17 protein-coding genes are annotated in these 18,435 nt (G+C 70.5%); 11 read left to right on the plus strand and 6 right to left on the minus strand.

Features of this window, described 5'->3' with window-relative positions:
- The 6 genes from JIG36_RS26110 (at window position 1) to JIG36_RS26135 (ending at window position 6,115) form a co-directional block, all read left to right on the plus strand.
- Window positions 1–1,392, plus strand: coding sequence for a M14 family zinc carboxypeptidase (locus JIG36_RS26110; RefSeq protein ID WP_203379051.1), 1,392 nt, complete (start codon window positions 1–3; stop codon window positions 1,390–1,392).
- Between the two features lie 74 nt (window positions 1,393–1,466).
- Entirely contained in the window at window positions 1,467–2,477 is a 1,011-nt protein-coding gene (locus JIG36_RS26115) for an iron-siderophore ABC transporter substrate-binding protein (protein ID WP_203379052.1), read from the plus strand.
- Between the two features lie 6 nt (window positions 2,478–2,483).
- Window positions 2,484–3,503, plus strand: coding sequence for a FecCD family ABC transporter permease (locus JIG36_RS26120; protein WP_203379053.1), 1,020 nt, complete (start codon window positions 2,484–2,486; stop codon window positions 3,501–3,503).
- The gene (locus JIG36_RS26125) at window positions 3,500–4,531 is read left to right on the plus strand and encodes a FecCD family ABC transporter permease (RefSeq protein ID WP_203379054.1); all 1,032 of its coding nucleotides are present in this window, start codon (window positions 3,500–3,502) and stop codon (window positions 4,529–4,531) included. Before JIG36_RS26120 ends, JIG36_RS26125 begins: the two co-directional genes overlap by 4 nt.
- Window positions 4,528–5,346, plus strand: a complete 819-nt coding sequence (locus tag JIG36_RS26130; RefSeq protein ID WP_236048307.1) for an ABC transporter ATP-binding protein — start codon at window positions 4,528–4,530, stop codon at window positions 5,344–5,346. The genes JIG36_RS26125 and JIG36_RS26130 overlap by 4 nt, the downstream gene beginning before the upstream one ends.
- A gap of 28 nt (window positions 5,347–5,374) precedes the next feature.
- A complete protein-coding gene (locus tag JIG36_RS26135) occupies window positions 5,375–6,115 on the plus strand; it encodes a DinB family protein (RefSeq protein ID WP_203379055.1) in 741 nt (246 codons plus the stop codon).
- A 109-nt stretch (window positions 6,116–6,224) separates the two neighbouring features.
- On the opposite strand, the gene JIG36_RS26140 is transcribed toward JIG36_RS26135, so the two are convergent.
- Both JIG36_RS26140 and JIG36_RS26145 read right to left on the minus strand, forming a co-directional pair.
- Entirely contained in the window at window positions 6,225–6,530 is a 306-nt protein-coding gene (locus JIG36_RS26140) for an Rdx family protein (RefSeq protein ID WP_203379056.1), read from the minus strand.
- A gap of 9 nt (window positions 6,531–6,539) precedes the next feature.
- Window positions 6,540–7,904, minus strand: coding sequence for an FAD-binding oxidoreductase (locus JIG36_RS26145; RefSeq protein ID WP_203379057.1), 1,365 nt, complete (start codon window positions 7,902–7,904; stop codon window positions 6,540–6,542).
- A 122-nt stretch (window positions 7,905–8,026) separates the two neighbouring features.
- Here JIG36_RS26145 and JIG36_RS26150 point away from each other — a divergent pair, with 122 nt between their 5' ends.
- Window positions 8,027–10,021: an AfsR/SARP family transcriptional regulator gene (locus tag JIG36_RS26150; RefSeq protein ID WP_203379058.1), complete on the plus strand. Its 1,995-nt coding sequence runs from the start codon at window positions 8,027–8,029 to the stop codon at window positions 10,019–10,021.
- Window positions 10,022–10,165: 144 nt separating this feature from the next.
- Here JIG36_RS26150 and JIG36_RS26155 read toward each other — a convergent pair whose 3' ends face one another.
- The gene (locus JIG36_RS26155) at window positions 10,166–11,602 is read right to left on the minus strand and encodes an MFS transporter (RefSeq protein ID WP_307872918.1); all 1,437 of its coding nucleotides are present in this window, start codon (window positions 11,600–11,602) and stop codon (window positions 10,166–10,168) included.
- A 90-nt stretch (window positions 11,603–11,692) separates the two neighbouring features.
- On the opposite strand from JIG36_RS26155, the gene JIG36_RS26160 reads away from it, so the two are divergent.
- The gene (locus tag JIG36_RS26160) at window positions 11,693–12,364 is read left to right on the plus strand and encodes a TetR/AcrR family transcriptional regulator (protein WP_307872919.1); all 672 of its coding nucleotides are present in this window, start codon (window positions 11,693–11,695) and stop codon (window positions 12,362–12,364) included.
- Here the strand turns inward: JIG36_RS26160 and JIG36_RS26165 are convergent.
- Window positions 12,354–14,267, minus strand: a complete 1,914-nt coding sequence (locus JIG36_RS26165) for an NHL repeat-containing protein (protein ID WP_203379060.1) — start codon at window positions 14,265–14,267, stop codon at window positions 12,354–12,356. The genes JIG36_RS26160 and JIG36_RS26165 overlap by 11 nt on opposite strands.
- 99 nt (window positions 14,268–14,366) lie before the next feature.
- On the opposite strand from JIG36_RS26165, the gene JIG36_RS26170 reads away from it, so the two are divergent.
- Window positions 14,367–15,557 (plus strand): MFS transporter, encoded by a 1,191-nt coding sequence (locus JIG36_RS26170; RefSeq protein WP_236048278.1) that lies wholly within the window; start codon window positions 14,367–14,369, stop codon window positions 15,555–15,557.
- 27 nt (window positions 15,558–15,584) lie between these two features.
- On the opposite strand, the gene JIG36_RS26175 is transcribed toward JIG36_RS26170, so the two are convergent.
- Window positions 15,585–15,965 (minus strand): MerR family transcriptional regulator, encoded by a 381-nt coding sequence (locus JIG36_RS26175; protein WP_203379061.1) that lies wholly within the window; start codon window positions 15,963–15,965, stop codon window positions 15,585–15,587.
- Window positions 15,966–16,099: 134 nt separating this feature from the next.
- On the opposite strand from JIG36_RS26175, the gene JIG36_RS26180 reads away from it, so the two are divergent.
- Entirely contained in the window at window positions 16,100–17,038 is a 939-nt protein-coding gene (locus JIG36_RS26180) for an alpha/beta hydrolase family protein (protein WP_203379062.1), read from the plus strand.
- 13 nt (window positions 17,039–17,051) lie between these two features.
- On the opposite strand, the gene JIG36_RS26185 is transcribed toward JIG36_RS26180, so the two are convergent.
- On the minus strand, window positions 17,052–17,597 hold the full coding sequence (locus tag JIG36_RS26185; RefSeq protein ID WP_203379063.1) for a class I SAM-dependent methyltransferase: 546 nt from the start codon (window positions 17,595–17,597) through the stop codon (window positions 17,052–17,054).
- A 221-nt stretch (window positions 17,598–17,818) separates the two neighbouring features.
- On the opposite strand from JIG36_RS26185, the gene JIG36_RS26190 reads away from it, so the two are divergent.
- On the plus strand, window positions 17,819–18,379 hold the full coding sequence (locus tag JIG36_RS26190; RefSeq protein WP_203379064.1) for a TetR/AcrR family transcriptional regulator: 561 nt from the start codon (window positions 17,819–17,821) through the stop codon (window positions 18,377–18,379).
- Window positions 18,380–18,435 lie beyond the last annotated feature (56 nt).

Consider the following 18,435-nt stretch of genomic DNA (forward strand, 5'->3'; position numbering starts at 1 on the left):
ATGGACACCCTTCCCGCCGGGCTCCCCTCCTGGCTCCTCGCCGAGATCGAGACCGTGCCGGCGTACGAGGCCTTCGCCGGGGTGGACGAACTGCACGCCGGACTGCGGCGGATCGCGGATCGTCACCCCGGCGTCGCGTCGTTGCGCCGGTGCGGCAGTTCCCGGCAGGGCAACCCCCTCTGGTGCCTGACCGTCGACGGGCCCGCCGACCACGCCCCCGAGGCCCTGGCGTTCGGCCTGCCCCACCCCAACGAGCCGATCGGCGGCCTGACCGCGCTGCACCTGGCCGAACGCCTGTGCACCGACCGGGAGCTGCGGGAACGCCTCGGACACCGATGGCAGATCGTGGACTGCGTCGACCCGGACGGGCTGCGGCTCAACGAGGGCTGGCTGCGCGGCCCGTTCACCCGCAGCCACTACGCGCGGCACTTCTACCGCCCGGCCGGCCGCGACCAGGTCGAGTGGACGTTCCCGGTGAACCACGGCGACGCGTACTTCGACGAGCCGATCCCCGAGACGCAGGCGCTGATGCGGCTCATCGACGCGCACCGGCCGGCCCTGGTCGCCTCGCTGCACAACAGCGAGCTGGGCGGCGCCTACTACTGGATGAGCCGCGCCGAGCCCGCCCTGCACCCGGTGCTCAAGCGCGTGCCCGAGCATCTGGGCATCCCGCTCGACCGCGGCGAGCCCGAGGCCCCCGACCTCGAGATGCTCGACGACGCCATCTACGAGGCCACGCCGCTGGCCACCGTCTATGAGCGCACGATGGCCCGCAACCAGCCGTGGATCTTCGAGGGCGGCAGCACCACCTGGTACGCCGAGCGGTGGGGCGCGCTCATTCTGGTCAGCGAGCTGCCGTACTGGCTGGATGCGCGCGCCGGTGACACGTCCGAGGCCGGGGTGACGTACGCGGAAGCCCTGGCCGCCAATGCCGTGGCGATGGCCGATCTGGCCGAGCTGCTGAGCCGGACGCTTGCCGCGGTCGAGAGCTGCCTGATCGCACCGACGTCGCCGTACTGGAGGGCAGCCCGCTTCTACGCCACCGTGGTCGAGGGCGCGGGGCACGAACGGCTCGCGCGCAGCAAGGACCCGGCGTCGCAGCGACCGGCCACCGTGGCCGAGGCGAACTCGCTGGAGTTGAACTTCCACGAGTGGCGGCTGCGCTACGGCGGAATCCTTCTTCGCGCTCTCCAAGGCGAGGCCGCGGTGGGCAACGTACGGGCTTCGGTCCGTTCCGCACTGGCCGAGGTGGAGCAGCGGTACGCCGCCTGGCTGGACGAGGACGCCCGCGTCGCCGAGCTCGAACCGATCGAGATCCGGCGTCTGGTCGGCGTGCAGTACGCGGCCACCATCGCGGCCGCAGCCCATTTGTCAGGACGTTTGGAATTGTGACCTTGATGGCTCTGACTTGCGGATATGGTGGTGGTCGTTAGGTTAGGCTCACCTTTGGAGATACTGGAGCCTTCATGCATTTCCCGTTTTCGCGTGCACGCCGGCTGCTGCCGGCCGCCATCCTGAGCGCCGCGGTTGTTCTCGCCGGCTGCTCGACGACCGGCACGGAGGACGACAACGCCTCGCCCGAGGCGGGCTCGTCGGCCGCCGCCGCTTTCCCGGTCACCATCACGACCGCGTTCGGTGACGTGACCGTCGAGAAGCAGCCCGAGCGGGTCGTCGCTCTGGGCTGGAGCGACGCCGACGTCGCGTTGTCGCTGGGCGTGCAGCCCGTGGGCGCGTCCGACTGGCTGGCCTTCGGCGGCGACGGCCAGGGTCCGTGGAACGCGGGCAAGTACACGACGGCCCCCGAGATCCTGGGCACCCTCGAGCTAGACATGGAGAAGGTGGCGGCCCTCAAGCCCGACCTGATCCTCGACACCCGCGGCAGCGGCGAGAAGGCCCGGCACGACTCGCTGGCCAAGCTCGGCGTCCCGGTGGTCGACGTCCCCCAGGGTGGCGAGATGTACCTGACCACCTGGGAGCAGCAGCTCGACATGATCGGCAAGGCCCTCGGCAAGCAGACCGAGGCGGCCAAGCTGAAGAGCGACCTCGACGCCAAGTTCACCGCGGCCGCCGCGGCCAACCCGGGCTTCAAGGACAAGACCATCGCCGCGGTCGCCCGCACCGGCGACGGCTGGGGCGCGTACGTCACCGGCGACGGCCGGGTCGACTTCCTCACCAAGCTGGGCTTCAAGAACGCCCCGGCGATCGAGGCCCTGAAGAAGGACTCGTTCTACATCACGCTCTCCAACGAGCAGCTCGACCTGGCCAACGCCGACGTCACCGTGGTGTTCCTCATCCAGGCCACGCTCGACCAGGTCAAGAGCGACAAGCTGTTCCAGGCCGTGCCGTCGGTCAAGGCCGGGCACGTCGCCTACATGGACGACAAGGACATCTCGAACGCGTTCTCGAGTGCGTCCGTCGCCGGCCTGTCCTACGCCGTGGACAAGGTCACCCCGCTGCTGGCCACCGCCGCCGGCTGACGACCGGTGCCGGACCACCGTCACCGCAGGGCCGCCGTACTCACCACCGGACTGGTGGTGATCGCGGCGGCCCTCGCTGGAGCTGCGCTGCTGAGCCTCGCCGTCGGCGCCCGGGCCGTGCCCTTCGGCACGGTGCTTCACGCCCTCGTGAACCCGGACCCGAACTCCACTCTCGACCTCATCGTCACCGAGTCGCGCGTCCCCCGCACGATCGTCGGTCTGCTCGCCGGCGCCGCGTTCGGCCTGGCCGGCGCGGTGGTCCAGGGCGTCACCCGCAACCCCCTGGCCGACCCCGGCATCCTCGGCGTCAACGCCGGCGCCGGGCTGTTCATCGTCATCGCGATCAGCTTCTTCGGCATCACGAGCCTGACCGGGTACGTCTGGTTCGGCTTCCTCGGCGCCGCGATCACCTCGGTGCTCGTCTACACGATCGGTTCGATCGGCCGGGGCGGCGCCACCCCGGTGAAACTCGCCCTGGCCGGCGCGGCGGTCACCGCGGCCCTGGTCTCGTTCACCACCGCCGTGCTCATCACCGACGTCGACGCGTACGACCAGTTCCGCTTCTGGCAGGTCGGATCGCTGGCCGGCCGCGGCACCGATGTCGCCGTGCAGAGCATCCCGTTCCTGGTCGCCGGGGCGGCACTGGCGCTCTGTTCGGCGCGTGCCCTCAACGCGCTGGCCCTCGGCGACGACGTGGCCACCTCGTTCGGCCAGAACGTGATCGTGGCCCGGCTCATCGCGGCCGGCGCGGTCGTCCTGCTCTGCGGCACGGCCACCTCGATGGCCGGTCCGCTCGTGTTCATCGGCCTGGTCATCCCGCACATCGCGCGGGCCATCACCGGGCCCGACCACCGCTGGCTGCTGCCCTACTCGATGCTGCTGGCGCCGCTCCTGCTGCTCATCGCCGACGTGATCGGCCGGGTCGTCGCCCGCCCGGGCGAGGTGCAGGTCGGCATCGTCACCGCGATCATCGGGGCGCCGATCTTCGTGGCCATGGCCCGTCGCGAGAAACTGGCCGAGCTGTGAGCGCCGGGGTGGTCGAGACGACCCGGCGCCGCGAGTCGGCCCGGGCCCGTACGGTGGCCGTGGTCCTGTTCGTCGCGGTGATCGCGATGTTCGCGCTGGCCCTGTCCTACGGCGATTTCCAGATCTCCCTGCCCGACGTGGTGCGGTCGCTGCTCGGGCAGCCCACACCGGCCGGGGTCGACTACATCATGCACGACCTGCGCCTGCCCCGGGCCTCGGTCTCGGTGCTGACCGGGCTGGCGTTCGGCCTGGCCGGCGCGCTGTTCCAGCAGCTGCTGCGCAACCCGCTGGCCAGCCCCGACGTGATCGGCGTCAGCCAGGGCGCGACCACGGCCGGGATCGTCATGGTCATGGTGCTCGGGCTCGACGGCGGCATCGTCGCCGCCGCCGGTCTGACCGGCGCGGTGGTCACGGCCCTGGCCATCTATGCGCTCTCGTGGCGCAAGGGCGTGGGCGGTTACCGCTTCATCCTGGTCGGCATCGGCATCGGCACGGTGCTGACCAGCATCACCTCCTACATCCTGACCCGGTCGGACGTGAAGGTCGCGGCCGAGGCGATGATCTGGCTGACCGGCAGCGTCAACGGCCGCACCTGGCCGCAGATCATCCCGCTCGCGGTCGCCCTGCTCATCCTGCTGCCGCTGGCCCTCATCCTCGGGCGGGTGCTGACCGGCATGCAGCTCGGTGACGACCTGGCTACCGCTTTCGGCGTACGGGTGCAGTGGAGCCGCTTCGCGTTGCTGATCGTGGCGGTGTGCCTGGCCGGCATGGCGACCTCGGCGGCCGGTCCGATCGCGTTCGTCGCCTTCATGTCCGGGCCGATCGCGGCCCGGCTGGTCGGCGGGGGACGGCCCGTCCTGCTCCAGGCCGCCCTGGTCGGCGCGCTGCTGGTGCTGGTCTCCGACTTCATCGGGTCGCACCTGCTCGGATCCCGTCAGTTCCCGGTCGGCGTCGTCACCGGCGTGATCGGCGCCCCCTACCTGCTGTGGCTGCTCGCCACGGCCAACCGCTCCGGCCGAGGAGGCTGACCGTGCCCCTGACTCTGCAGGCAGAACGGCTCTCGCTGGGATACGGCGAGCGCACCATCGTCAACGACCTCAGCATGCAGCTGCCGACCGGCAAGGTCACCATCATCGTCGGACCCAACGCGTGCGGGAAGTCGACGTTCCTGCGTGGCATGGCCCGGCTGCTGCCGCCCGCCTCGGGGAGCGTGCTGCTCGACGGCAAGTCGATCCACTCCACGCCCAGCCGCGAGGTCGCGCTCGAACTGGGCATCCTGCCCCAGGGCCCGATCGCGCCGGACGGCATCACGGTCACCGACCTGGTCAGCCGCGGCCGGCACGTGCACCAGGGCTGGTTCCGGCGGTGGAGCAGCGACGACGACGAGGCGGTGACGGCGGCGCTCACCGCGACCGGCACCCTGCCGCTGGCGGCCCGGCCGGTCGACGAGCTCTCCGGCGGTCAGCGGCAGCGCGTGTGGATCGCGATGGCGCTGGCCCAGCGTACCGGCATCCTGCTGCTCGACGAGCCCACGACCTATCTCGACATCAGTCACCAGGTCGAGGTTCTCGACCTGCTGACCGACCTGAACGAGGCCGAGGGCACCACCGTCGTGATCGTGCTGCACGAGCTCAACCTGGCCTTCCGCTACGCCGACCACCTGGTCGTGATGAAGGACGGCGCGGTGGTGACGGCCGGCAACCCGAACGAGGTGCTCGACGCCGAGATCATCGGGGACGTCTTCGGGATGCGGTGCGAGCTCGTCAACGACCCGATCTCGAACACCCCGATGATCGTCCCGATCGGCCGGCACCGGGTCGGGCCCGGCAATCCGGAAGCCTGACGTCCGGATCTCCGACTACGGTCCTGCCATGGCTGACTTCCATCGGCAGGACCTGAACGGATCGCGCTTCTCGTTCACCGACCTCACCGGATCGGTGTTCCGCGACACCGACTTCTCCCGCTCGACGATGCGGGGCGTCGAGCTGCGGGATGTGAGCATCGACGGCGACGTGCACAACCTCGTGATCAACGGGGTCGACGTGGTGCCGCTGATCGAGGCCGAACTCGACCGGCGCGACCCGGACCGGGCTCGCATGAGACCCGACACCGCCGACGGCTTCCGCGTCGCGTGGGACATCGTCGAGCAGCGGTGGGCGGGCACGGTCGAGCGGGCCCGCCAACTGCCGCCCGAGCAGCTGCACGAATCGGTGGACGGCGAGTGGTCGTTCATCGAGACGCTGCGGCACATGATCTTTGTGGCCGACTCGTGGGTGCTGCGGGCGATCCTCGGTGACCCGACACCCTGGGATGCGTTGTCACTGCCGTGGGACGGGATGCCGGACACGCCCGAGGTGCCGCGCGACCGTTCGGCGCGGCCGTCGCTCGACGAGGTGCTGGCCGTGCGGCACGACCGGATGGCGACGGTCCGCCGGGTGATCGACGGGCTCACTTCCGAGACGCTGGCGGCCGACACGACTCCGGTCGAGGGGCCGGGATGGCCGTTGCCGCGGGCTTACCCCGTACGGAAATGCCTCCTGATCGTTCTGAACGAGGAATGGCATCACCGGTTGTTCGCCGAGCGTGACCTGGCTGTCCTTTTCGGGCGCTGAGCCGGCCCTTTTGGCGCTGAACCGAACGTTTGGCGCTGAGCCGGGCCTTTTGGCGCTGAACCGAACGTTTGGCGCTGAGCCGGGCCTTTTGGCGCTGAGCCGGCGCGGCCTAGTTGTCCTCAGTGGTCGCTGAGCCGGCCCGGTCGGTGTGGCCGAGGGAGCGGCCGGGCGCGACGCGGTCACGCACCAGCCGCTTCAACTCAGGCAGCTCGGGAAAGCCGCCCTGCTCCTTGCGGGACCAGAGCAGCTCGCCGTCGAGCCTGATCTCGAACACCCCGCCCGTGCCCGGCGCCAGAGCCACCTCGCCCAGCTCCTTCTGGAACGTGGTGAGCAGCTCCTGCGCCGTCCACGCGGCCCGCAGCAGCCAGCGGCACTGCGTGCAATATTCGATCTCCAACCGGGGTGTTCTCGTCACTCCCCGAGACTATGCGGCCGGTTCGATGTTGTGGTTGATCCGGAACACGTTCGACGGGTCGTGACGTCGCTTGACCTCACGCAGACGGCGGAACGACTCGTCGGTGTAGGCCAGCGCCACCGTCGCGGGTGCGGTGTCGCCGGCGAACATGAAGTTCAGGTAGCGGCGGCCGGTGGTCCACGGGTCGAGCGCGCCGACGAAGGCCCGCTGATAGTTCGTCAGGTCGTCGGTGGGCGGGCCGACCGCGGCCACGAAGAAGCTGAACCGGGCGTCGTGGCGGATCTCGACCGCGTTCGGGGTCGCGGGCGGGCGGGCCAGCGCGCCGCCGAGGTGCCGCACCTCGGCCATGACCAGGGGAGCGTCCGAACCCGGGCCGGCGAACCGCAGGATGGTGTCGACCGCCTCGGCCGGCAGCTCCCGCAGCAGCGTCGCCTGCTCGACGACCGGCATCGGGTCGACCGGGTCGGAGTGGACGGCGGCCACCGCGGCGTACGGAAGCTCGGTCACCGCGTCGATGACCGGCTCACCGAGAGCACGGAACGGGGCGACCAGCCGTTCACCCTCGGCGACGTCGCCGAGGAACGCGAACCGGATGTGCGCGACCAGGCGACCACGCAGCGGCTCGGGCACGAACGGCGCCGGGGGCAGGTTGAGCAGGCACACCGAGGCCGACATCTCGTCCGGCACGTCGGCCACCCACTCGCGGAACAGGTGGAACACGTCGCCCGCGAGCTCGCCCGGCAGGAACAGCCCGCCGCCGTAGAACGAGGCGATCGGGAAGAGGCCGAACTCCATCGCGACGACCACGCCGAAGTTGCCCTTGGTGCCGAGCAGGGCCCAGAACAGGTCGGGGTCGCTCTGCGCGGTGACGGTTCGTAGCTCTCCGTCGGCGGTGACGACGTCCATCGACCGTACGTGGTCAGCGGCGTACCCGTATTTGCGGCCGAACGGCCCGAGGCCGCCACCGAGCGTGTAACCGATCACGGAGACCGTGGGGGAGGAGCCGTTCAGCGCGCCCAGGCCCAGCTTGCCGGCCTGCTCGATGAGTTCGGCCCAGCGCACACCGGCCTCGACCCGGGCCGTGCGGCCGCTCTCGTCGATGTTCAGCCCGGTCATGCGGCGGGTGGTGATCAGCACCGAGCCGGCCGACGGGGTGGTGCTGCCGTGCCCCGCGGCGAGCACAGCGACCGGCAGGCCGTGCGCGGCAGCGAACCGGACGGCGGCCTGCACGTCGGACGGGCCGGTGGCGCCGACCACGACGAGCGGTGTGTGGCGGACGGTCAGGTTGAAAGTGGACAGTTCCTGGGCGTACGCATCGTCGTCCGGGGTGAGGACGGGACCGATGACTTCCGTACGCAGGCCGGCGAGATTCACCGTTTTTGACCCTTCTGATTCGTTCCCGGGGTGCCGGGCTGAGCTTCATCAGGCCGCATGCCGATCGACGGAGAGTTGACAAAACATAGTCGCGCAGGTGGAAGCCGGGTTTGATGGTGCGGATGAACGGGGTGGTGCGGTATTCGGTGCTGGGACCGGTGCGCGCGTGGCGAGGAACCGAGGAGCTGGAGCTCGGGTCGCCGCAGCAGCGCGCGGTTCTGGCTGTGCTCCTGCTGCACGAGGGCCGCCCGGCCGGCGCCGACACGCTGATCGCGTCGGTCTGGGGCGACGACCCACCACGGACGGCGGTGCTCACCCTCCGCACGTACGTCTTCCGTCTGCGCAAGATCCTCGGCGACGAGACGATCCGCACCGTCACCGGCGGTTACGCGCTGGCGCTGGCCCCCGACGCACTCGACGCGGCGGTCTACACGCGGGCGGTGGCCGACGCCCTCTCCGGTGGTGACGCGGCCGCCCTGGCCCGCGCGGAATCCCTCTGGCAGGGAGAGCCGCTGGCCGATGTGGCCGGTGGGTGGGCCGAGGCCCAGCGCGTGCGTCTCCAGAGCGAACGGCAGGCCGCCGTACGCGAGAGGATCGCCCTCGGCCTGGCCGCCGGCCACCACGGCGCGGCCGTCGCCGAGCTGACCGCCCTGGTCGCCGCCCACCCCCTGGACGAGGGCCTGCGCGGTCTGCTGATGACCGCCCTCTCCGGTTCCGGCCGTCAGGCCCTGGCCGTGACGCAGTACCACGAGATCCGCGCCCGGCTCGCCGACGAGCTCGGTCTGGACCCCGGGCCCGAGTTGCAGCGGACCTACCAGGGCCTGCTCAACCCACCCTCATCGCCGCCGGCCACCGCGCCCGCTTCTTCGCTCGCGCATGCCGTGCGGCCTCCCCACGGCGCGCCGCTCGCCCCCGATTCGTCCGTTGCGCGGCCGCTCCATGGCGCGCCGTTCGCCACCACGGACGCCGTTCCCGTCGTCCAAGCCGCACCGACTGCGATGCCACCCGCGCGACTCGTCGTGCCGGCGCAACTGCCTGCCGCCATCCGCGACTTCGTCGGCCGCGACCATCTGCTCGACCGGCTGGCCGCCGTTCTCACCCGCGACGCCGCTCACCCCACTGCACATTCCGCCGCGGGTCACGCCGCTCGCCCCACCGCACACCCCGGCGCGGGTCAGGCCGGCGTCAGCCACCTCGCCGCCGGTGATGCCGATGGCCTCGGGGCGGTGGCCGCGCCGGTCGTCGGGATCGTGGGGATCGCCGGGGCCGGAACCAGCGCCCTCGCAATCCGTCTGGCGCACCGCATCCGGCACGCCTTCCCCGAGGGCCAGCTCTATGCCGACCTGCGCGACACCGAGGTCGGCCAGGTGCTCTCCGGCTTCCTGCGCGCGTTCGGCATCGCGGGCCCCGACATCCCGGCTGCCGTGCCCGAGCGCTCGGCGCTGTGGCGGAGCGTGGCGAACGGCCGCCGCATCCTCGTCGTTCTCGATCACGCACCACCCTCCGACGAACTGGCGATGCTCCTGCCCGTCACCCCCGGCGCAGCCGCGATCATGACCGGCAGCCGGCGGGTGCCCTCGGTGGCCGTCGACGAATGGGCCACCGCCCCCTTGTTCACCCCCGAGGAGTCCGTCGAACTGCTCTCCCGGTCCGTCGGCGCCGCCCGCATCGGGGCCGAACCCGAGGCGGCCCGCCGGCTCGCCGAGATGTGTTCCCACATCCCGCTCGCCATCCGGATGGGCGCCGAGCGCCTGAACGCCCGTCCGAACTGGACGCTCACCGAGACCGCCGACCACCTCCGCAGCGAACTCGATCACCCCGTGGTGGCTCACGACGACTGCCGCCGGGCCTACCGTCCGCACGAACGCCGCCTCGACGAGGTGCGCGCCGCCGAACCCCTGGCCGCCGAGGCCTTCGTGCTCGGTGCCCTCACCGGCCGCCCCGAGGTGGTGGTGGCCGACGTGGCGCCCCGGCTCGGCCTGCCCGACCTCGAGGCCGGACGCCTTCTGGAGCACCTCGTCGACATGCACCTGCTGGAACCGTGCGGCTTCCAGCGCTACCGCTATTTAGATGTGCTCCGCCGGCTGGCCCTGCGCTCGGCCGCCCTCGTCGCCTGAGCCGGAAGCGCCGACTCCCTCTCGCTCTGGCCGGCTCCAGCAGGCTTCCTCGTCGCTCGAGCCGGTTCGAGTCGACTCCCTTCGCTCAGGCCGGTTCGAGTCGACTCCCTTCGCTCAGGCCGGTTCGAGTCGACTTCCTTTTGCTCAGGCCGGTTCCAGCGCGGGCTCCTCGTCGGGGGTCGGGGCGGGCTCGGCCGGGTGCACCGAGCGCAACGCCCAGAGGCTCACCGGCACGCCGACGCCGACCAGGACCGCCGCCACGACCAGCGAGAACTGGTAGCCCTCGAGGTAGCGGTGCAGCTCGGTGCCGGCGGCCGCGTTCGAGCGGTTGGTCAGGATGGCGCCGAGGATCGTGATGCCGAGCAGCCCGAACACCTCACGCGAGACGTTGAGCATGCCCGACGCGATCCCAGCCCGTCCGGCGGGCAGCGCACCGACCACCACGTTGTTCAGCGGCACGAGCATGCCGCCACCCACGCCGTAGACCAGGAACCAGGGCAGCAGATCGAGGTAGGTCGTGCCCTCCCCGTACGAGGAAATGCCCGCGATCGAGACGGCCATGAGCGCGAGCGCCGCCGCCACCGTGCGCCCGGCGCCGAAGCGGGCCTCGAGCCGGGGCGCCACCGTTGCCATCACGGCCATGACCAGCGCCATCGGCACGAACGCGGCCCCCGCCGCGGTGGGCGAGAAACCGAGGACGTTCTGCATGTAGATCGCCGTGTAGAAGTAGATGCCGAACACGCCGAACGCCCACAGGCCCATCGCGAGCAGGCCACCGCTGAAGACCCGCATGCGGAAGAAGCTGAGGTCCATCATCGGGTTGGCCGAGCGCGACTCGATGACCACGAACGCGATCGCGCCGGCCGCGGCGACGGCGAAACCGGCCAGGATGCTGCCGCTTGTCCACCCGCGGGACTCGCCCTCGATCAGGGCGTAGGTCAGCGCGAACAGGGCGAGGGACGAGGCGACCAGGCCGGGCAGGTCGAGCCCCTTCGTGCGGCCGCGGATGCCGGCCGGGATGCTGGTCGCGCCGATCGCCGCGGTCGCCACACCGATCGGAACGTTGATCAGGAAGATCCAGCCCCAGGAGACGTGTTCGCTGAGCCAGCCGCCGGTCAGCGGGCCGATGGCCAGCGCGAGCGCGCCGACACCGCCCCAGATGCCGATCGCCGTGGCGCGTTCGCGCGCGTCGGGGAACAGCTGTGTCAGCAACGCCAGCGAGGCCGGCGTGAGCAGCGCCGCACCCACGCCCTGCAGGGCCCGGGCGCCGATCAGCATCTCCTGGTTCTGGGCGAGGCCGGCGATCACCGAGGCCACGGTGAAGACCGCGAGCCCGCCGAAGAACACGCCACGCATGCCGATGACGTCGGCGATGCGGCCACCGGCCAGTAACAGGCCCGCGAAGACCAGGATGTATGAGCTCGCGATCCACTCCAGGCCCTCGATGCTCAGCTGCAGATCGCGCTGGATCGAGGGGAGGGCCACGTTGACCACGTTGTTGTCGAGGTAGGTCATGAAGGTGCCGAGCGCCACCGCTACCAGCGCCCACCATCTGCGGGTTTGAACGGTCTGAGTCCCCACCGTCGGCTCCTATACAGTGTCCTTGTACGGCGTCACTGTACGCCGTACATGTACTTCGTACATGAGACCTGTACGTTGTATGGTTGTCAAGTGGCAGGGGAAAGACTGAGCAAAGCGACGGTCGCCGAGACGGCGTTGCGCCTCGGCGACGAGCAGGGCCTCGAAGCGGTGACGATCCGGCGGCTCGCGCAGGAGCTGGGCGTCACTCCGATGGCGCTCTACTGGCATTTCAAGAACAAGGACGAGCTGTTCCTGGGCGTCGTCGATCACGCGCTGGCCGACGTGCGGGCCGACCGCGACACCGGCGATCCGTGGCCGAAACAGCTCAAGGCCATGGTCGAGTCGCTGGTCGGCGCCATGCGGCGGCACCCGATCCTGCCCGACCTGCTCCACCAGTCCGACAAGGCCCGCGCGACCAGCTTCACCCGCGCCACCGAAGACGCGCTCACCCTGCTCACCGGGGCCGGCTTCACCCCGCAGCAGGCCTACTGGGTCGGCACCTACCTGCTGCACGGCGTGATCGGCCTGGTCCACGGGCAGCTCGAAACGCCCCCGCCGAACGACAAGTGGGAGGTCAACGAGTGGCGCCGGCAGCGGCGCATCGAGTTCGAGTGCCTGCCGGCCGACCAGTTCCCGATGACGGTGCGGTTCGGCGCCACCTACGCCGAGGAGCCCGACCCGGAAGGCTATTACGCGTTCGGGATCGAGCTCCTGATGACCGCCGTCGAGTCGATGGCGGCCCGCACGGGCGCTAGTTCGTGAAGGTGAAGTACTGGTAGGTGCCCCAGTTCGTGGCGTTCAGCGTGTCGCCCGACTTGCCGTACTGGTAGGCGGCCCGGATCCGGTATTTCACGCCGACCGTGTGGGTGCCGTTCAGCGCGTTGACCAGCCGGCCCTGATAGAGCGGGTAGTAGCCGGCCTGCCACAGCTTCCACACCTTGCCGTTGAAGACCTCGAGCGTCAGGTACGCCGTACGGCCGGGGTAGGACGGGATCCGCGTCGTGAACTCGGGGCGCACCGTCTTGCGTACGTGGTGGTAGCTCACCGACCCGATCTTGGCGACCTTGTAGTGCTTCGAGATCGTGGTCGAGACGCTGGCCTTCGTCGAGACCGTCGACTTGACCGTGCGCGTGGTGGTGAACAGGTCGCCGCGGAAGACCGCCGAGAACGTCGTGTTGCGGGTGACCTTGAACGACGCGGTCATCACGCCCTTGCTGTTCACGGCCGCCTTGCGGACGAGCCGGTCGACCTGGTCGGAGCCGAACGGGTCGGCCCAGATCTCCACGCTCCGGTTCGAATAGGTGGCTCCGAGCTTCGCGGTGAGGGTGACCGTGGCCCCGTACGAATGGACGCTGCCGTTCCGGTCGAGCGTGAGCGTTGTGGCCCTGGTCGTGCCGACCGTGAACGACTTGGTGACCGTCACCGGAACGTAGTCGTCGTTGCCCGCGAAGGCGACGGTGTAGGTCACCGTGCCGGTGCGGGTCGGTTTGTCCGAGATGGAGATTGTGCCGTTCGCGGGCACGGTGCTCGGCGAGACCTGGCGGCTGCCGGCGGCGTCCTTGCGGGTGATCTTGACCGGCAGCCCGGCGGGGATCGGATCGGTGAACACGGCCGAGATCGCCGCGGTCTTCCCGAGATCGAGCTTGGCCGGGACGGTCACGGCCAGCTTCGTGGTCAGGGTGGCCGGGTCGCCGAAGATCTGCAGGTCGAAACTGCCGTTGCCGCCCGAGACGCCGAAGACGCGGGGGCCACCGGGTTGCCACGCCAGACCGCCGGGCTGCAGGCTGCCGGCGCTCTTGAGCGTGAACTTCCTGCTCGCGCCGGCCGATCCGGCGGCGAAGACCGACACGGCGTTGCCGGTTCCCACGGCGACAGTTCCATCCCCCCGTACGGCGATGGCGTTGTTGTCGGCCGCCGCGGTGTAACTCTGGAGGGCCGCCAGATCCTGCGGCTTGACGGCGCGGGCCAGGTTCTGAGTGCCGGCCACGAGCAGCCGCGAGCCGTCCGCGTTGAACACGAGATCCTTGACCTGACCGGTGTGCACCCCGGCCGAGACGATCGGGGCCGGCGTCTCGCCCGCGGCGTTCACGACCGTCACGGTTCCGGGAGTGGCCGACGGGTCGGTGGCCGCGATCAGGTTGCCGGCCGAGGCCAGCACCGGAGCCGAACCGAACGGAGTGGCCACGATGTCGGGGATCAGGTCGGGCTCCTCGCCCTTGACCAGCCGGCCGAGCCCGCCGTCGGCCTCGCCGAACCAGATGCTGCCGGCGGCCTCGGCCAGAGTGGTCGGCTTGACCGCGGTGGTGGCCTGATAGGTGTCGAGGCGCGTGCCCGTCTCGTTGAAGACGACGATCGACTTCTGATCCGGCACCGCGGCGTAGACGTCGCCGTCCTTGGCGATGACCAGCCCGCTGATGCTCGGCATCTTGTCCTCGGTCCGCTTCACCGTGCCCGTGAAGTCGGTGGTGACGAGCTTGCCGCCGACCGGGTCGGTGATGAAGATCCGCTCGTTGGCAGGGTCGACCGCGATGTCGCCGAACGAGGCGATCGGCAGGGGCTTCACCAGGTCGATCGCGTGGGCGGCGCCGGCCGGGCTCAGAACGAGCGCGGTCGATCCCGCGACGAGGGCGACCGACAGCGTGGCGCGAGCGATCCGTTTCGACACGTCGCGCATCGTAAAGGCGCAGGCGGTGCCGTCTGATCATACGAACGGACTCTCCGTACCGGCGGATTTCTGTCGGACCCGCTCGATAGCGTCGAACCCATGGAAATGAGCCGCACGCGTGCATGGGTCGCCCTGGCGGCGCTGTCGCTCGGCGCCTTTCTCTACGTCACGGTCGAGACCCTGCCGATCGGCCTGCTCGCCGCCATGGCCGGCGACCTCGGCGTCAGCGAGTCCTCGATCGGTCTGCTCGTCACGGCGTACGGGCTCGTCGTCGTGGCTGTCACGCTGCCGCTGACCAGGCTGACCGCGTCGTGGCCACGCCGCCGTCTGCTGGCCGTGCTGCTGGCGGTCTTCGTGGTCTCGACCGCCCTGTCCGCCCTGGCCGCGAACTATCCGTCGCTGCTGGCGGCCCGGGTCGCGATCGCCGTGAGCCAGTCCGTCTTCTGGGCCGTGATCACTCCCGCCGCGGCCGGCCTGTTCCCGCAACATCTGCGGGGCCGCGCACTCTCCATGGTGTACGCCGGAAGCTCCACCGCGCCGCTGGTCGGCGTCCCCCTGGGCACGTGGCTGGGCCAGCAGTCCAACTGGCGCATGCCGTTCCTGGCCCTGGGCGCGCTGGGCGTGGCCGTCCTGGTGGTGGTGCTGACGCTGCTGCCCGAGACACCGCGCGGCGAGAGCGACGCCGACCGCGGCACGGCCCCCGACGCGGGCCGCTACCGCGCGCTCGTGGTCGCCATCGCGATCACGGTTTCCGGGGCGTTCGCCGCTTTCACCTACATCGACCCGTTCCTCACCCGGGTCAGCGGTTTCGACCCCTCGGCCCTGGGCCCGATCCTGCTGCTGCGCGGCGTCGCCGGCCTGCTCGGCGTCGTCGTCGCGGGCCTGGTCGTGGGCCGTTGGGGCTGGCCGAGCCTCCTGGTCGTCACCGTCATCCAGGCCGTGGCGCTGGCCGCCCAGTTCGCCTTCGGCACCGACCGGATCACCGCCGTGGTGACCACCGCCGTGGCCGGTTTCGCCCTGTCCGGCATGGCTTCGGTGCTCGGCGCCCGCGTCCTCGAGGTGGCCCCCGCGAGCACCGACATGGCCTCCGCCGGCACGTCCACGGCCTTCAACGTCGGCATCACCGGCGGCGCCCTCCTGGGCAGCGCCCTGCTCACCAGTTCCGGCCCGCGGGCGCCCGCTCTGGCCGGCGCCGCCCTGACCGCAGTAGCCGTGCTGGCCGTCCTGTCCGAACCCCGCTGGTCCACCGCCCGCCGCGCCCAAGCCGCCCAGCCCGAGCCCGCCCACTGACCGAGGGTCTTGCGGTGGCCGCAGCATTCATGCGTCGGCGATCCGGGGACAGCGGGCGCCGGTGTGCATGTTCGCTGAAGCGCCCCTGATGACGGAGTCGAGCCTGTCCCGGGTGCGGATCAGGTCCGTGATCCGTTGGTCGAGATCGTCACGCTCCGCATCCAGGCGCTGAAGAAGTTGGGGGGTGGCCCGGCCGTCAACCACGTCGGGCGTCAGCTCGGCGACGGTCTTGCTGTTCAGCCCGGCGGCGTAGAGCTGGCGGATGAGGCGAATCCGTTCGACCGCATCTTCCGCGTAGTGGCGCTGACCGCTGCTGCTGCGCTCGGCGGTGAGCAGGTTCTGTTCCTCGTAGTAGCGCAGGGCCCGGGTGGTGACACCCGTGCGATGCGCGAGCTCACCGATCCGCATTCCTGCCTCTCTCCGGTCAGTGCTGCGCGTCACGCGCCCTTGCCTTTGACGTCAACGTCAACTTTTACGGTAACTCTCACGTCCGTCAGGGGCCGTCTCCCCGCGGCCCGTCAACTCCTTGAAGGCAGACACACGTGACCACGTATCCCGCAACCGGCCTTTCCGGTCCCGCCCTCAATCCGACCGTGTCCGTCAGATCTCTTGCGCTGAACGCGCCGTATCGCGGTGCGGACCTGCACGTTCGTGTCACCGCTCCCACGGCGGGCTCCGGCCTGCCTGTGGTGCTTTTCGCTCACGGTTTCGGTTCGAATCTGGACGGCTACGCCCCGCTGGTCGACCACTGGGCGGGCGGCGGCTTCATCGTGATCCAGACCACCCATCTGGATTCCCATCGGTTCGATCTCCCCGCTGACGACCCTCGCCGTCCCCAGATGTGGCGCTACCGCGTCCAGGACCTGCGGCGCATCCTCGATGGGCTCACCACCCTGGAGGCGGCCGTGCCGGGCCTGACCGGCCGTATGGATCGCAGCCGCGTCGTAGCGGCCGGGCATTCGTTCGGCGGGCAGACCGCCGGAATCCTGGTCGGCCTGCGCGTCACCGATCCGCAGAGCGGTGCCGCCGAGGACCTGTCTGATGCCCGGATCATGGCCAGCATCCAGTTGGCCACCGCAGGCAAGGGCGGCGGCGAGCTGACTCCCTTCGCCCACGACAACCTTCCTTGGCTCCGCGATCAGGACTTCTCCCAGATCACGGCGCCTGGCCTCGTCGTCGCCGGAGACGAGGACGACCTTCCGCTCAGCACCCGAGGCCCAGCCTGGACGACCGACCCCTACACCTTCAGCCGCGGCGACAAGAGCCTTCTGATCGTCCGCGGCGGCGAACACTTCCTCGGCGGCGTCTCCGGTTACCAAGTCGCGGAGACCACCGACGAGAACCCCGACCGTGTCGCCCTCGTCCAGCAGGTCACTCTCGCCTTCCTGCGACACGTCACCGGCATCGACTCCGCCGACTGGGTCACCGCCCATACCGTCCTCACGGGCAGCCACCCCCTGGGGCACCTCGACTCCAAGTGACCCTGGCTGCGGGTCAGGTGGCTCGAGCGTGGAGGCGGGCGATGAGGGGGATGGGCCAACGGGTCAGGCGAACCGGCTCCCGGCGTACGTCGGTGAGACAGCGTTCAGCCACTCGGGTGGCTCGGAACAGGCTCCAGCGCACGTCGTAGATCCACAGGCGGCCGCCGGGGCGGAGCACCCGGGCCAGGTCGCGGATGCCGCCGTCCACGTTCGACCAGTGGTGCTGGCTCAGGGACGAGACGACCAGGTCGAAGGTGTCGTCGGGGTAGGGGAGGGCGGCCACGTCGCCGACCGTGAAGGTGACCCGGTCGGCTTCGGGGGACTGCCGGCGGGCGTACTCGATCATCTGGGGTGACAGGTCGAGGCCGTCGATGGTCCAGGCGGGCTCGACGGCGGTCAGCGCTCGTGGGATGCGGCCGGGGCCGGTTCCGACGTCGAGGACTCTCGTGTCGGTCGGCAGGCCCGCGGCGTGGGCGTCGGCCACCACGCGGTCGTAGAGCTTGCGGCCCGCGCGTTGGGCGTGACGGTCGTACTGCTCGGCGTGCGTGAACATGTGCATGATCCACTCCCGGACATTAAGTTCGCTTCCGAACATCGTGTTCGGTTACGGTGGGAGGGGTCAACGCGCGGAAACGGCCATCAGTCCGGTACCGAACACATGCCGGGAAGTGGCCGGAAACGCACCGCCCTCGTAGACCGAAAGTCGCGCCCGCCCCAAGAGCGGGCCGGATGGACGGGTGGGAACGAGTGCGACAACAGAGCAGATGCGGAGGGGCCGGGATGGCGACGGTGGAGGACCGCAGGGTCCGGCGCACCAGGGCGGCGCTCCGGGAGGCGCTGGTCGAGCTGGTGGTCGAGCGCGGCTACGACCGGGTGACCGTACGGGACGTGCTCGACCGCGCCGACATCGGCCGCTCGACCTTCTATGCGCACTACCGCGACAAGGAAGCCCTGTTCGCGTCGTGTTTCGAAGACCTGCGCGACGACCTGAAGCGCGAGATGGGCCTGCTCGGCACCGACGGCCGGCCCGGCGACCCGTTCAAGCCGATCAGCGTGATCTTCGAGCACGCCCACCGGCATCCGCAGATCTACCGCGCGGTCGGCACGAGCCATCTGCACCAGATGATCTTCGAGGTCATGCGCGACCACCTCTGCACCCACGACGACCTCGGGCTCCCGGTCGACGTCGCCGCCGAATACCACGCCAGCGCTCTGGTCGGGATCCTCGGCTGGTGGGTCCGCAACAACTTCCCGCACAGCCCGCACGACATGGCCCGCATGATCCGCGAACTGACCGTGGGCGGAATGGCCCGGCGCCGCCACGAGGCGGCCGCCGGCTGAAGGCCGCCGCCGAGGGGTCGCCCCGGGGGCACCGCCAGAGGAGCGGCGACGGCATT

The organism is Paractinoplanes ovalisporus (genome assembly GCF_016834655.1).
GTDB classification, from domain to species: Bacteria; Actinomycetota; Actinomycetes; order Mycobacteriales; family Micromonosporaceae; genus Actinoplanes; species Actinoplanes ovalisporus.

Excerpts from the sequence above, each read along its gene's own strand:
- JIG36_RS26170 (WP_236048278.1), top strand. The coding sequence starts at position 14,367 with ATGGAAATGAGCCGCACGCGTGCATGGGTCGCCCTGGCGGCGCTGTCG.
- JIG36_RS26150 (WP_203379058.1), top strand. The coding sequence starts at position 8,027 with ATGAACGGGGTGGTGCGGTATTCGGTGCTGGGACCGGTGCGCGCGTGG.
- JIG36_RS26190 (WP_203379064.1), top strand. The coding sequence starts at position 17,819 with ATGGCGACGGTGGAGGACCGCAGGGTCCGGCGCACCAGGGCGGCGCTC.
- JIG36_RS26175 (WP_203379061.1), bottom strand. The coding sequence starts at position 15,965 with ATGCGGATCGGTGAGCTCGCGCATCGCACGGGTGTCACCACCCGGGCC.
- JIG36_RS26185 (WP_203379063.1), bottom strand. The coding sequence starts at position 17,597 with ATGCACATGTTCACGCACGCCGAGCAGTACGACCGTCACGCCCAACGC.
- JIG36_RS26115 (WP_203379052.1), top strand. The coding sequence starts at position 1,467 with ATGCATTTCCCGTTTTCGCGTGCACGCCGGCTGCTGCCGGCCGCCATC.
- JIG36_RS26135 (WP_203379055.1), top strand. The coding sequence starts at position 5,375 with ATGGCTGACTTCCATCGGCAGGACCTGAACGGATCGCGCTTCTCGTTC.
- JIG36_RS26110 (WP_203379051.1), top strand. The coding sequence starts at position 1 with ATGGACACCCTTCCCGCCGGGCTCCCCTCCTGGCTCCTCGCCGAGATC.